14 protein-coding genes are annotated in these 14,372 nt (G+C 42.3%); 4 read left to right on the top strand and 10 right to left on the bottom strand.

The annotated features are described in order from the left end of the window. Positions 1 to 15: 15 nt before the first annotated feature. The 3 genes from AC04MN_RS12840 to AC04MN_RS12830 all read right to left on the bottom strand — a co-directional run bounded on the left by AC04MN_RS12840 (position 16) and on the right by AC04MN_RS12830 (position 1,926). Positions 16 to 615 carry a hypothetical protein gene (locus tag AC04MN_RS12840; protein ID WP_475383601.1) on the bottom strand — a complete coding sequence of 200 codons (600 nt, stop codon included), beginning with the start codon at positions 613 to 615 and terminating at the stop codon, positions 16 to 18. Positions 616 to 978: 363 nt separating this feature from the next. Then, the gene (locus AC04MN_RS12835; protein ID WP_475383600.1) at positions 979 to 1,356 is read right to left on the bottom strand and encodes a high-potential iron-sulfur protein; all 378 of its coding nucleotides are present in this window, start codon (positions 1,354 to 1,356) and stop codon (positions 979 to 981) included. Between the two features lie 159 nt (positions 1,357 to 1,515). Beyond that, positions 1,516 to 1,926, bottom strand: a complete 411-nt coding sequence (locus AC04MN_RS12830) for a MerC domain-containing protein (protein ID WP_475383599.1) — start codon at positions 1,924 to 1,926, stop codon at positions 1,516 to 1,518. 78 nt (positions 1,927 to 2,004) lie between these two features. On the opposite strand from AC04MN_RS12830, the gene AC04MN_RS12825 reads away from it, so the two are divergent. Beyond that, a complete protein-coding gene (locus AC04MN_RS12825; protein WP_475383598.1) occupies positions 2,005 to 3,408 on the top strand; it encodes a protein adenylyltransferase SelO family protein in 1,404 nt (467 codons plus the stop codon). Here the strand turns inward: AC04MN_RS12825 and AC04MN_RS12820 are convergent. From AC04MN_RS12820 to AC04MN_RS12800, 5 genes are all read right to left on the bottom strand, one after another. Further along, positions 3,405 to 3,695 (bottom strand): DUF2917 domain-containing protein, encoded by a 291-nt coding sequence (locus tag AC04MN_RS12820; protein ID WP_475383597.1) that lies wholly within the window; start codon positions 3,693 to 3,695, stop codon positions 3,405 to 3,407. The two genes, AC04MN_RS12825 and AC04MN_RS12820, sit on opposite strands and share 4 nt — an antisense overlap. Before the next feature lie 165 nt (positions 3,696 to 3,860). Beyond that, positions 3,861 to 6,965 carry an efflux RND transporter permease subunit gene (locus AC04MN_RS12815; RefSeq protein WP_475383596.1) on the bottom strand — a complete coding sequence of 1,035 codons (3,105 nt, stop codon included), beginning with the start codon at positions 6,963 to 6,965 and terminating at the stop codon, positions 3,861 to 3,863. Between the two features lie 9 nt (positions 6,966 to 6,974). Beyond that, a complete protein-coding gene (locus AC04MN_RS12810) occupies positions 6,975 to 8,399 on the bottom strand; it encodes a TolC family protein (RefSeq protein ID WP_475383595.1) in 1,425 nt (474 codons plus the stop codon). Next, positions 8,396 to 9,025, bottom strand: a complete 630-nt coding sequence (locus AC04MN_RS12805) for a TetR/AcrR family transcriptional regulator (RefSeq protein ID WP_475383594.1) — start codon at positions 9,023 to 9,025, stop codon at positions 8,396 to 8,398. The genes AC04MN_RS12810 and AC04MN_RS12805 overlap by 4 nt, the downstream gene beginning before the upstream one ends. A 121-nt stretch (positions 9,026 to 9,146) precedes the next feature. Continuing rightward, the gene (locus AC04MN_RS12800; RefSeq protein WP_475383593.1) at positions 9,147 to 9,329 is read right to left on the bottom strand and encodes a hypothetical protein; all 183 of its coding nucleotides are present in this window, start codon (positions 9,327 to 9,329) and stop codon (positions 9,147 to 9,149) included. Positions 9,330 to 9,578: 249 nt separating this feature from the next. Here AC04MN_RS12800 and AC04MN_RS12795 point away from each other — a divergent pair, with 249 nt between their 5' ends. Both AC04MN_RS12795 and rarD read left to right on the top strand, forming a co-directional pair. Continuing rightward, on the top strand, positions 9,579 to 10,439 hold the full coding sequence (locus AC04MN_RS12795; RefSeq protein WP_475383592.1) for an HNH endonuclease family protein: 861 nt from the start codon (positions 9,579 to 9,581) through the stop codon (positions 10,437 to 10,439). Then, the gene (gene rarD, locus AC04MN_RS12790) at positions 10,439 to 11,326 is read left to right on the top strand and encodes an EamA family transporter RarD (protein ID WP_475383591.1); all 888 of its coding nucleotides are present in this window, start codon (positions 10,439 to 10,441) and stop codon (positions 11,324 to 11,326) included. The genes AC04MN_RS12795 and rarD overlap by 1 nt, the downstream gene beginning before the upstream one ends. On the opposite strand, the gene AC04MN_RS12785 is transcribed toward rarD, so the two are convergent. Continuing rightward, positions 11,276 to 12,889, bottom strand: a complete 1,614-nt coding sequence (locus AC04MN_RS12785; RefSeq protein ID WP_475383590.1) for a GMC oxidoreductase — start codon at positions 12,887 to 12,889, stop codon at positions 11,276 to 11,278. The genes rarD and AC04MN_RS12785 overlap by 51 nt on opposite strands. Positions 12,890 to 13,049: 160 nt before the next feature. On the opposite strand from AC04MN_RS12785, the gene AC04MN_RS12780 reads away from it, so the two are divergent. Further along, positions 13,050 to 13,796 (top strand): hypothetical protein, encoded by a 747-nt coding sequence (locus AC04MN_RS12780; RefSeq protein ID WP_475383589.1) that lies wholly within the window; start codon positions 13,050 to 13,052, stop codon positions 13,794 to 13,796. A gap of 30 nt (positions 13,797 to 13,826) precedes the next feature. Here AC04MN_RS12780 and AC04MN_RS12775 read toward each other — a convergent pair whose 3' ends face one another. Beyond that, on the bottom strand, positions 13,827 to 14,312 hold the full coding sequence (locus AC04MN_RS12775) for a hypothetical protein (protein WP_475383588.1): 486 nt from the start codon (positions 14,310 to 14,312) through the stop codon (positions 13,827 to 13,829). Between the last annotated feature and the right edge of the window lie 60 nt (positions 14,313 to 14,372).

The following is a 14,372-nucleotide window of genomic DNA, read 5'->3' as shown; positions in this document are numbered from 1 at the left end:
TCGCCTTTGTGCGTATTACCTAACGCCTTCACTGATTACTCTACATGATTTTTCGATTTCAACAGAGGACAAGCTTCCGCACTGTTTTCGTAATTTAATCAGTTTCGCAACGACTTTACTTTGTTTTTTACTTTGAGGAATCAGATTGCTAAATTCACTAGCCAAATTTGCAATCAAAAACGGGGCCTTCGCCGATAAATAAATTTTTTCAGATTCCGACAATTCACTTTTTTTATCAATAACTGGCTCAAATTGCTCCATCACTTTTTCAACAGCAATCATAATGTCCGCAAAAGAGTTTGCAGTTTCAAAGGCCAACCGAAACTCAGGGTCCTCGAATGCACGTGATCCCTCACGCTCCAGAAACGAATTAAAATGATCCCAAAGCTCAACATTCTCTTCACGGTTTTGCCACGTACTTTCTGAACACAAAATATCACACAATGGACTAGCAGATTCGAAGCGAGAGTCTTCGCGAAGAACCGCAATTTCCTTCATAAATTTGTACTGTTGCTTGAATCTTCGTTCGCGATCTAGTTTTTGCCTAGATAAATTTAACTCTGGCTTTTCATTGGAGTCACTTGGGCCCATGGTTTCGTATATCTTGTGTTCCATTACACCTATGGATCTAGGACTTTGAGAAACACCTCTGTCATTTGTAAGATTATTTTTCCCGGAGGAACTTAGGAGCGAATAAACCGCAATTACGACGATAAAAAAAATCCCAACTGATAATATAGCGGTGACAGAAATCACAATTTTTATTGCCCTAACTAAACGACGATTAAGTTTAAAATTGCGAAATTTCGAATCCATAACTAAAGATCTCAACAGACACTCATTTAAAGAACAAGGTATCTCTTATAAATAAGAAAGATTGTAATAATAGCCGTCTAAATTAAGCACATTTACTCACCATAAAAAAAAGACCTACATCGGTAGGTCTTTTTTTTATTTTATAGATCTTGATTAAAAAAACTATGCTTTTTTATTCCAAGAAGCACACCAAGCATTTGCAAGAACATGCTTACCAGCGAAGATCGTGCAAGTTCCAACCTCTTTACCGCCTTCTACGCCTATTTTTTTATAAAAGCCGCAATTACCGCAAAGGTTGCCTTTGGCTTCAGCAACTTTAGTGTGATCAGCAGCGTACTTAACCGCTTTTGCTACAGAGTCATTTGGATCAACCAACGGCACAGAACCACCAGCAGCTGCACCGCCACCACGAGCTGGACGTTTTTGTTCTGCTTTTGCTTCTGAAGTCATCAAAGACTTGATTGCTACCGGAGAAATTACTGCCAAACCGATCACTTTACCCGCAGTTGCGAAAAAACCGCGACGATTCATTTGTGTCATAGAGACCTCCTCATTTGATGATCTCTACTATAAAATCTTTCATTTGGTTTTCAATAAACTTTTATTTGATTCTCAAAAACTATGCTTTATGTCAGACAAAGCGCAACAAATTGCGACAACTAAATTCACTCAAAAAAATGTTATGTTTAACAAGAGCAGTTAGTGCTTATGGCAGCTGCAGGCTTGATGAATCTTTTTTCGATTCAACCAATGGGCCGAAATCAAAAACGCACTCCCCAAAAGAGTCCACTGAGTGTGGCCTAAAAGATGAATGTACTGATGAGGAAGAATTGCTGCCGCGGTGACCGTCAGCAAGCCGACCAAGCCTAACACTATGACAAGCCAATTATGATGCTGGCGGTAGCCTCGATAAAAAGCCCACAGCCCCACGGGCACCACCAAAACCGCAATGCCCAAGTGGAACAGCGGATGGTGAAAACTATAGGCAAGATAAGGCAAGCTGTAGACAACAAAAGGTGTCGCAACACAATGTATGGCACAAAGGATACTGATTACCATCCCCACCACGTCTGCTTTGTCTTCCTCTACCGATTTTATAGGCTCATTCATGGGTCCTTTGTCGGTTAAATGCAAGTTATTGTCAATAAGGGCCTTGCTTTTAACACTCTTTCATATGAACTTTTCATTATGATAAAGCCCCCTATTACTTCGCTTGGCCCCGATTTTTATGACCCCGTTCGTGCCGCCCACTTTCCAGAGGCTAAACTGCGCTACCGCAACCAGGACGCGGCCAAAAGTATCGGATTAAATCATCTCAGCCCTGAACAATGGCAACAGCACTTTCATGCCTTTAAACCATTACCAGGTAATCTTAGTGAGGCGCTAGCCCTGCGTTATCACGGCCATCAGTTTTTAAACTACAACCCCGAACTCGGGGACGGCCGTGGATTTTTATTTGCTCAGCTAAAAGATCACACCGGACGTTGGCTTGATCTGGGAACTAAAGGATCGGGCACAACTCCTTATTCTCGGAGTGGAGACGGTCGCCTGACCCTTAAAGGTGCCTATCGTGAAATCTTAGCCACCGAGTTACTGGAAAGCCTCGGTGTTTGTGTTAGTAAAACACTCAGCGTCTTTGAAACGGGGGAAAGCTTAGTTCGCAACGACGAACCAAGCCCGACCCGCTCTGCAGTTCTGGTTCGGCTCACCCACTCACATATTCGATTCGGAAGCTTTCAAAGGCTGGCCTATCTTCAACAGAAAGAAAATCTTCAACGCCTGATACAATACACGATTGAGAACTACCAAGCCGAACTTGCGGAACTACAACCGCCAGCAACCGCAGCGACTTTACTTTATAAATCCGTCATTCAAAAAAGCGCCCATTTGGTTGCCCAGTGGATGATGGCAGGCTTTGTTCATGGAGTGATGAACACTGATAATATGAACATCAATGGCGAAGCATTTGACTTTGGGCCCTATCGATTTCTACCTCGCTACGATGTGCGCTTTACGGCCGCCTACTTTGACCACCAAGGACTTTACAGCTTTGGCCGGCAACCCATCACCATGTTATGGAACCTAGAGCGACTCGGAGAATGCTTCGAATACGCCTATCCCGGCATGCCCTATAAAGAACTATTAGAGGATTTTGCTGATGAGTTTAACGAAGCAACTCAAAATCATTTTTTTAAAAGACTAAACATCCAACGCCCCCAAAATCCAACGGCTGAAGAACTCGAATCAGTTCAAAAATTAATACATTATTTCTTTGTGTTTTTAGAAAAATCAAAAGCGAATTACGAGCAGTGTTTTTTCGATCTTCACTCAGCTCAAGAACGCTGGCAAACGTCGCCGCAAAAAGAACTCTATGAAAAATCAGATGATTTTCAAATGCTTTGGTCATTGCTAAAGCAATTCAAAATAGAGGATGAAGAACTGGTTCAGCACACTTATTTTAAAAATTCAAAACCCTGCACCCTTTTGATCGACGAAATAGAAAACATCTGGGCTCCAATTGCCAGCCAGGATGACTGGAGTCTGTTTGAAAAGAAACTGGAAGAAATTCGCTCTTTCCGTGGAGTCTACTAGTGATGCCAATGAGTGAAGACACCAATATCAGCGTCTCCCATAGCTTCAATAAGAACACTTTCCAGTTGGTCAACATCCAACGTCTCGCCCGCTGATAAAACAATATCAACTCCTGAGGTCGGACTCGTCACCCACAACTTTCCCTGCACGCAGGAAATCTTTTCGCACTCAGGATTCAGCTTCAACAGTGGGTCTTCAGAATTCAAATGCATTTGAATCCATTTTTTTGAAAACGCTGAATTTTTCTTAAAAAAATTAAACTCCATAATTTCCTCGATGAACTTCATTTTCTGTTATTGAAGAAAATGACTCGGCGGTAATCTACCAATAGACACCGTCACGAGCAAGCTCCCAAGGGAATACACCTAAAATGAAAACGTAAAAAATACAAAACCCCGCTAGCTTAAAACTAACGGGGTTTAATTAAACCTATTCTCACTTTTTTAACGGTTTTAGTGCTTTTCGTAGCCCGTCAACTTGACCACTTTAGCTTGCAACCATTGTCTGAAGTCATCGATATAACCGAAGGCCGCAGGAACAACAACTAACGTAAGCAATGTCGAACTAACAAGACCACCGATAATACCAACCCCCATCGAGGTTCTCATTTTTGAAGCTTCGTTCAAACCAATCGCGATTGGAATCATACCCGCGATCAAAGCCAATGAAGTCATCAAAATTGGTCGCAATCTTGTGCGAGCCGCTTTCAATAAAGCCGCATTTCGCTCCATTCCCTCGTGAATCAATTGGTTTGTATAATCCACCAATAGGATAGAGTTCTTCGCAACCACACCCAAGAGCAGAATAATACCAATCAACGAGAAGATATCGATCGTCTTACCGAAGACGAGCAACGCCACGAAGGCCCCTGTCATCGCCAATGGCAAAGCCAATAGAATCGTTAATGGCGTGATAAAGCTTTCGTACAGTGAAGCCAACACCAGATAGATAAAGATCACACCTAAAGTGATCGCCAACAACATGTTCTCGATCAACTCTTTAAAGTCCTCTGCTTGACCCTGGAAGGCATAAGTGATTCCCGCAGGCGGAGGAAGTTCATTCTTCAACACCTTTTCAATTTCTTGAGAGATATCACCCAAGCTGCCACCGGCATCTAAGTTTCCAGAGATATTGATAAAACGTCCTTTGTTTTGACGATTGATCTGAGAATATCCCTTAGACTCTACGCCATCAGCAATTTTCGAAAGAGGAATCATGTTAAAGTTAGCATTTGGAACAAATGTTGTTGCGAACTCATTTCTTAAGTCCCGATTTTGTTCTTCAAACCGAACTCGAACTTTATACTCGATACCGTTTTCGCGATAGATCGCAGCCTCTGCGCCCTCGGTACGGTTACGCAATTCAGCCCCCGCGGTCGTCGTAGATACGCCTAGCTTTTCAGATTTTGCGCGATCAAAAACGACCTGGAATTCAGGTTTACCCGAGCGGAAGTTCGTATCAACGTCCACTAGGCCTTTGATTTTCTTAAAGCGCTCTACAAGTTTTAATACATACTCGTTCACCGCTTCAAGGTCATCGCCCACGATATTTAAGTTCACCGGCGCTTGCCCAGAGTTTGCGATATCAATATCACCAACTTGAATAATCGCGCGATCACGATAAGGAGCTAATACCTTACGTACCTCTTCCTTATAATGAGTTGTAGCAAATGGACGATCCTTACGATCAACTAAGTGTATGTAAATTGATCCCTTTGATGATTCATTATTAGATGTACCAACTTGCGCCAGCACCACGTTAAAAACTTTGTCTTTCGATAGCACCGCCTCAAGTTCTTTAATAAAGGCATCCGTTGCCGCCAAACTCGAACCCACCGGTAATTCCACGCGAACCTGGAATTCTCCGTTGTCGTTGGCAGGCAAGAAGGTCTTTGGAATAAAGGCAATCAAACCCATCGAAGCCACAAAAAGAACTGCGGCACCAACTAATACGGTCTTCTTAAACTTTAAAGTCCAATGCATCAGCTTTTCGTACTGGTTTTCAAGACCCGTTTGAAAACGGTCAAACGCGTTCAAAAGTCTATCAATAGGCCCTGTTCCACGTTTATGCTCTGCCGCTGAAGCCATGTATGCCGAAAGCATTGGCGCAACAGTGAAAGCATCAAAAATAGAAATCATCATTGTAAAGACGACCGTTAAACCGAACTGTTTAAAGAACTGCCCAACAGTACCTTGAAGGAATGAAATCGAACCAAACACGGCCATGACGACCGCCGTTGTTGCAACTACGGCCATGGCAACTTCTTTAGTTCCATCCAATGCCGCATCTTTAGGTTTTTTACCCATTTCTAAGTGACGGAAAATATTTTCTCGCACCACAATCGCGTCATCAATCAACAATCCGACAGCTAGCGACAGCGCTAAAAGTGTCATCAAATTGATTGAAAATCCCATCGCGTACATCAAGACAAATCCACCCAACAAAGAGTTCGGTAACGCCATTCCCGTAATGAACGTAGAGCGTGCCGATCCAAGGAAGAAAAACACCACGATCATACAAAGTACGATACCGATGATGATTGATTCTTTAACGTCATAAACGTTGGCATTGATTGGCTTTGAAGTATCCCGAACAAGCTTAATTTCGCCCTGAATGTTTTTTTCTTTCAGGTAGACATTCACTTTTTCAATATTCTTCTTAACAGCATTCGCAACAGCAATTGTATTGGCACCGCGCTGTTTGTAAATCTGAAGCAATAAAGTCTTCTGACCATTCACACGACCAATGGTTTTTTGATCTTCTAATGAGCGAACAACACGTCCGATGTCTTTGATTTGAACCGCTTTATCCGAACCAATAAAATTAACGTTTACTTGCTCGATTTGTTCAATACCCTTGAACTCACCAGTTGCGCGCAAAATAGTTTCTTTTACAGAAGTGTCTACTTTACCAATCGGAATATCTTTTGAAGTCTCTTCAATGCGCTTTGCAACCTGCAACATTGAAATCTGACGATCTTGAAGTCTTTGCTTATTGATCAAGACGTGGACTTCTTGTTTGCGTCCACCCAAAATTTCAACCTGACCAACATCTGAAATTCGCTCGAACTGAGGCTTCAAAGTTTCGTTAGCGATATCGAAGGCTTTACCGTCTTCAATATCCGTCGCGAAAGCTAAAGTGATAATTGGCTGATCGGCAGGGTCAAATCGTTTGATCACTGGCTCATAAATGTCAGCCGGAAGATCTCGGCGAATATTCCCGATACGATTGCGTACCTCTTGCTCTAACTCTTTGATGTCAGAACCCAATCGGAACTCCAGGACAATCAAACCAACGGAATCCAAATTGTTTGATGTGATTGTCTTCAAACCCTGAAGACTTCCAAGCTCATCTTCGATAGGCTTAGAAACTTGTTTTTCGATGTCCGTTGGTGAAGCCCCCGGATAAGTGACCTGAACAAATAGAACCGGAAAGGTCACATCTGGAAAAAGATCCACAGGCATCTTTTTCAACGAGAACATCCCCATTAGCATCATGAAAGCAACGATACATGTTAAAAATATCGGTCTGCGTATAGATAGACTTGGTAAGTTCATATAATTTCCTTATTTAGTTTCTTCTGCAATAAAGAGTCGACTTTGAGCTTCTAGTTTTCTTTGCTCAACTTTCAACATAGTTAATGTATGTTCTGCGTCAGCCGCATCTTGCTCGGAGTTGATCACGTTCGACGTCACCGAGCGACCTTTGTTAAACTTGTCGGCCTCTGCTTTTGCACGTGCCGTTTGAATTTCTGAAATTCTTGTCGCAGCATCAATCTTACGAGTTAGCTCCATATAACGGCGATTCAGTTCACTCCAAAGAGTATCTGATTCGATTTGCTTTCGATTCGCCTGAAGTTCCGCAGCTAGAGCCTCTTTACGAGCAGCATTTTTTTGAGCGCTCTTTACATCTGTGTCAAACATATAAACGAAACTGACTCCCACCGAGGTGGTTGGAGTTTTAGTTTGTCCCCAATTTTTTGTCGCCTCATTTAATTTATCTTCATAGGAATTTGTATTATAAGCTGCCTTTAAGGTCAGATCCGGACGATATGCATTTTCTACTTCTTCAGCACCAATTCTGCTGGCTTTCGCACTTAAAGCAGTGAACTTCGCCTCTAATGAAACTACTTTTCCTTTGCCACCCACAAGGTCGGTCAACGCACGCTTTTTATTCAGATCCCCAGTTAGCTCTGGCAAAGCATCTGATTCTTTCAATTCTAAGGTTTTACGAAGTTCTTTTTCTTTGGCAACGATTTCATCCTTGGCATTTATCACAGCCAATTCACGAGCCGCAACCAGGGCTTGAATATTCAATAAATCTGCACGATCGCTAATACCATCAGAGACTCGATTACGAATCCAGCCTTCGATACGCTTAGCACGCGCCAACGCCGCTTCTGATGTTTTTACTGTTTCTAATGAATACATATAATCCCAATACAAAGCTTCAGCCTGAGTCAGAATTAAACGCTGTTGGAGGCTGTATCCACCCTTACTTGCTTCGGCAACTTTTTCTTCACGATCCTGACGAAGGCGAGTCCCGCTACCGAAACTGTCTTTGATAAGTGACTGTTGAACCGCAACCCCTAGGGATCCTGTCGCATATTTTTCAAATGAACGGAAGCTTGCACTAACCCCAGGGTTGTCAAAATCCGTACCTTTTGCTGTTAAAGACACCGCGGTACCACTAGAAAATCTTTTTGCCAATCCGACTGAAAACGATGTGATCTCGGACTTGTCTGCACCCATCTGTTGAATAAACGAGTTGTTACCCGCTTTATCGATCACCTTGCCCGCGTCGATTGTTAATATGGGATTTAACTCGAGGTCGCCAGAAACCTTTTTCGAGTCTGCAGCTTCTTTCGAAAATTCATAGGCTTTGAACGATTGGTTTTGCTGCTCTACTTGGCGTAGATACTCGTCTAAACTCAGCGCATTTGCGACAGAGCTTGCGAGCACCAGTCCTAACATCAAACTCATGTTTTTCATTTGAATATTCCTTTTAAAAAGATAATTGAAATTTGTTTTTTAAATTCAGAGCGATCTTCTTTCAAACCGCTGACCTCTTCGACGAAATGTTGGCAGCAGTCATAGCTCATAAAATAACCGATAATAGAATCAACCAAAGGACCCAAAAAGTATTGCACTTTTAGGTCTGGGTCGATAATTCCCTTCTTCTGGGCACGCTTCAAAAACAACTGCATTTTTTCAGAGATGCTCTTGAAGATTTCTTGATTCGTTTCCTTAATGACCGGCATTCCAGCCATCATTTCCCGTTCGAAAATAATAAACACATAACGGTTCGAGGAACGCATTTCAAAAAAGGCATCAATAAAAGCGTGAATTGCTGTTTCGAAACTTTGGCGGGTCAGCTCTTCGGTATCAAACTCTTCAATAATACGGTCGATCCCGACTTTAAAGGCGCTCATTGTTTCAAAGAGCACGGATTTATAAAGCCCCTCTTTTCCACCAAAGTAATAAGAGATCAGACTAAGATTGACCCCGGCCTCTTTCGAGATATCACGGGTACTCGTCCCATCGAAACCTTGCTCTGCAAAAAGCTTCGATCCGGCTAAGATAATTTTTCTTCTGGCATCTAATTCTTGGACTGTCATATAGCCAATAATCTAATTCAATCGTTTGATTAAAACAAGTGATTTAATCAAACGATTAATTTTGACACAAAAAAAGGGAGGCCACGCCCCCCTATAAAGAAACAAAATCCTGTGTTTTTAACTACTTAGATTCTGGCTTCTTGTGGCAATCACCTTCACAAGGCTTGCCATCTTTATCCATTGAACACTCTGTCTTAGAGCCACAATCTGAACACCCGCCACATTTTCCGCCCTTATGCATATGACCGCAACCAGACAAAAATGCAACCCCAAGAACTGCCGCTACAAAAAGTTTAAAAGACATAATTCCTCCCTCTTTCCGATCATAATTCTGCGCCGAAAACGCGCCGAACACAACTAGCATCCATTAGATGCCCAGACGTTAGGCAAAAATAGATCAGGCAAAGAATGACAAGAAAAAAACAGATAAAAAAATACGATTGCGCGTCGAGTCCTTTTGGACGCATCCAGTCCAGACAGAAAACTAAAACTAAATCTCTTGAATGACCCACCACATTTCATGTTCAATGGTCTTAAGTCCAGAGGGGGACCTGTGAATATATCTTCTAAACTCCTAAATGCAGGAGTTAGCTTCTTCATCCTTACTACATCTAGTGCTGGCTTCGCGTCGCAATTGGATAATTACGCCTCTCAAGGAGCCGCTACCGATTACTATCGGATTCAAGACTCAGCTCAAGACTCCAGCGTTTCTGACAGCCTTTTTTCAGTAGAAAAAGACTTTCTAAAAGTCGCTAAGACAGCAGCTCTAAGCCTACTCAATTTAGTTCACTATACAGAGGCTTTTCCCGCACCAGCGGAAAAGTATGAACGCCGCACTCACTTTGGACGTTGGATCAATGACCCAGATGATGACACCTGCCAGAACACTCGAGCGAAGGTTTTAGTTCGTGACTCTGCAGGGCCTGTCACCTTTAGAAATGATAAAAAATGCGTCGTCGACACCGGCGCTTGGGAAGATCAGTACACAGGCCTAACATTAAATAATGCTCGGCAAGTTCAAGTCGATCACTTGGTTCCGTTAAAACACGCGTACGTAACCGGAGCATCGAACTGGGATTTTAGAGCGCGCTGCCTTTACGCCAACTTTATGGGGAACAAACATCACTTGATCCCTGTCTATGCTCACGAAAATATGAGTAAAGGCGATTCGGGTCCAGATAGATACATTCCGCCTAATCAAAACATCACTTGCGACTATCTAAAGACTTGGATGAAAGTCAAAATTGCATGGCGCTTGATTCTGCCTGCAGAGGAAATGTCTGCGATCATGAATCTGATCAAACAAAACGGATGTAGCACTAAGTCGTTCACAATTTCGGTCGATGAATTAAACGAGACTCGTCGTTTTATGAACGAGAATCTTGACTATTGTGTGAAAAATCGTCGGCAATAATGAAGTCCGCTTATATTAAAGGCTTCACTTGCGCCGCTGGAGCCTATATTTTTTGGGGTTTTTTTCCCTTATTCTGGCGACTCCTTGCGGCCTTCTCGCCCTGGGAGATTCTGATTCACCGAATCCTTTGGTCTTTTGTTTTCTACTATGTTGTAGTCTTCACTCAGGGTAATACCGCAGGACTTAAAAATTTCTTAAAATCGCCAAGATTGCTTCTATTAACTTTGGCATCGTCGCTACTCATAGCTATCAATTGGGTTGTATTTATATGGGCCATCAATAATGGCCATACCGTCGACTCAAGTCTTGGCTATTTTATTAGCCCAATTCTAAGCATCTTAATGGGGATCGTCTTTTTTAAAGAAACTCTGACTAGAAACAAATGGATCGCCTTGGTTATCACAGTCTCGACCGTTTTATGGCTGATATTTTCAAGCCCATACTTTCCTTGGGTGGCACTGAGCTTAGCAATTACGTTTTCCTTGTATGGAGTGATCAGAAAAGTATCTAAAAGCGAAACAATTCTACACTCGACGTTTGAATCTGGCTTAATAGTTCCCTTTGCGATTATTGCAGCGCCTTGGATCTGCACGATGAATCCTTTGACGGCCCCGTTAACGCCAACGCTACTGTTAGCCTTAGGGGGAATATTAACTGGATTTATTCTTTGGATTTTCGCCATCGGAGCTCAAAATCTTGACTACTCTACGATGGGGTTCTTGCAATTTATTTCACCGTTTTTGCAATTCCTTACGGGGATTTTTGTCTTCAAAGAACAACTGAGCCAACAACGATTGATAGCTTTTATTTTAATCTGGATCGCTATTGCTATCGTTTTACAAGATATCTTTGCGCAACGGAAACTGCGAAACAAAACGCTCGGCTAATGCTGTGATCGTAAGACTTGGATTAACTCCCAGGTTAACGGGCACCACGCTACCGTCGCAAACATAAAGACCTGGGTAACCGAATACCTCGTGATGACCATCAATGACACCATCCTGGGAACTTGACCCCATCACGCAGCCGCCTAAGATATGCGCGGTAGCTGGAATCCCCAACAAGACCTCTGAAAATACATTTTGGGGAATTCCTTTTACTTGTTGAGCCAAATGTTGGGTCGCACTCTGAGCCACCGGAAGAAAGCTTGGTATTTTCTCGTTCTTCTCGTCCCCGACTAACGAACTTCTAAACAAAGTCAAATAGCTACGCCCCCAGCGAATTTTCATTTTTTGCTCTGAAGATTGCATCACAAGAAGAATCACTGAACTTTTTGCCCAATCCTTTACAAATAAAAGTCGCAACATTTGCGGAAAAGAAAAAATCATGTTTACAACCAACTTTAACGGTCTAGTCCACACACTCCCCTGTCCTGTTAACGGCACGGCCAACCATCTCATCACGTCTGATCCCGATGGATAACGAACAGGCTCAATTTTAGTAATGGCGTCTGGGTGAATTGCTGAACCAATAGCAATCCCCTCGGACATATCTGTTTTATCGTCCAAGGTTGTTACTCCGCATAGGGATTCACCATTGGTTCGCACCGCGCAGCCTAACTGCGACGACAAATTAGGTAAAGTTTTGTGTTCAAATTTATTCTGAAAAAGAATTTTTAAGGTCCCCATCACACCGCCAGCAAGAATGACTTTCTTTGCCGAAAAAACCTTAGGCGATGCAAACCAACTTTGGGTCGAGCGGGCGTGAAGTAAATATCCACCACCTGTCGGCTCGATTTTTTCTACTAAAGTATCAGGCAAAATCTGCAATCCCAGCTTTTCACCAAGATAAAGATAATTTTTGTCTAAGGTATTTTTTGCTCCGACTCGGCAACCAACCATGCAAGCTCCACACCCCGTACAGGAAACTCGATCAGGCCCTTCCCCATTGAAATACGGATCCTTAAGCCTTTCGCCTTTTGAATTCGAAAAGCAAATTCCAACATCGGTGTAGTGAAAAGTAGAAGCACATCCTAATGACTCGGCCAAAGGCTTCATTAGATGGTCTGCGGTTCCAGGAAGTTGATTCTGAACAACACCCAACATCCGTTTAGCTTCCTGATAAAACGGAGCCAATTCTGACTTCCAGTCGATTCTTTTGTTGGCGATCAAGGGCCATGAAGGATTTTCGAAAACATCGGACGCTGGCTGCATCAGTGTATTGGCATAAACTAAACTTCCACCACCGACTCCCGCGCCGTGCAGAACCATCACCCCTTTCAAAAGACTGATTTGCTGAATACCGAAACACTTCGCCAAAGGAGCCCAAAAGAATTTACTAACCTGACGATTCGATGTCGGAAATTCACTATTTTTCCAACGACGACCTTTTTCAATAACCAGCACCTTATATCCTTTTTGCACAAGCCTATAAGCTGCGACCGAGCCACCAAAACCAGAGCCAACGATAACAAAGTCATAATCAAAAATTTTCGAGTCTGATGCTGTCATAAAAACCCACTTCCTTTGGAAGAATGCCAAAATGAGACACTCCTAAGCAACTACAAAAATCGTCGCTTGTGAATTTAGTAAACAGGCTAAAGCTATAAAAGCTCATTTGGTAAGACTTAATGTTAAATATCATGGCCATCCCTTTGCAGAAGTCTACACTATGATTACAAATTCCTTGAAAAATCAGATTATTGCCTTTGCCGTCTTCTTTTCTCTTGGCTCAACCTCCCTCGCGGCTCGCCCTGCCTGCGAAAATGTCTTCGACGATGCCCATGTAGCCTCCACCCGAGTTCAAAAGAATAAATTTGTAACAAGTCGTGACCTTTGGGAATACCAAACTTACCTAGAAAAAGGCTTCAAAGAAAAGCTTGAAAGCCTGGATGAAAACGGACACTGGATTGATCTTGGTGCCGGAAAAGCACAGGCCCAGATTGACTACTACATCAATTTTAAAAACCCAAAGATTGCCGCCCAATCCACAGCAGTTTGTTATAAATTAGATCGCTGGCTCGGAATTCCTCGCTTTCAAGGCAAACTGGAAGTCAAAGAAGGCATGTTCGAAAAGCAAAACACTCATGATTGGAAAAAGGCAGATTTAATTTCTGATTTCTTCGGCGTGATCTCATACACTCAGGATATGACCACCTCATTACAAAAAACTTTTGATTTATTGAAGGTCGGTGGGGAGTTATACATTCATAGTACAAACTATGTAACTCATATTCAGATGACTGAAAAGACAGTGACCTTGACCGAGTTCCTACAAGAAATTCCCGGCATCAAAGTCGAAGGGCGATTTGGTTCTTTGAAAATTACCAAACTTGAAGAACATATAGAAATTCCAGAAATGGAAATTATCAAATACAAAGATGAAGCCCCTCCGATTCGAGTATTTAAAATAAAGTAGGACAACCAGAATACTAAAAAAATATATTTCCTATTCTTCGGAAAGCTTCCATACCCCGTTGACTTTTGTTAACTGCAGCTCTCCAATTACAAGCTGACGCGGAAGCGCTTTATCAATTTGGTCAGTAATTAAAATTTTAACCTCATTCAAACTTAAAAACTTTTTATCCTGATTCATTCTCAATATTTTATCAGATAGATCCCTCGCTCCATCTGCAGACACTATGCTCATTTGATAGCGAACACGCATCTGGTTGTCGACAATTGGAGTGTGCTCATAACTTTCAATTTTTACCGTTTCCATAATCGCTACTGCTGCATTTTGCCTTAGCTCTGGCTGAAAGCCTAGGTAAGGGTTCAGCAGATCAGAAATATATCTTTGCTGCTTGGATGCAACCGATGTTTGTATCAATTCAAGAATCTCTTTGCGATGTCTCCAATTGCGATATTCCAAAATACCTAGGCCCGCAGCAAAAAGAAAAAAACTGATTAATATTATGCGCTTATACTTACTCATAGGTCTATCTCAGCAGAGAAAATAAATTATTTGAAGCTAAAATAACGAAAACCCAAATAG

This window comes from Bdellovibrio sp. ZFWA1 (assembly GCF_056175665.1).
This window is presented reverse-complemented; position numbering and strand designations above follow the sequence as displayed.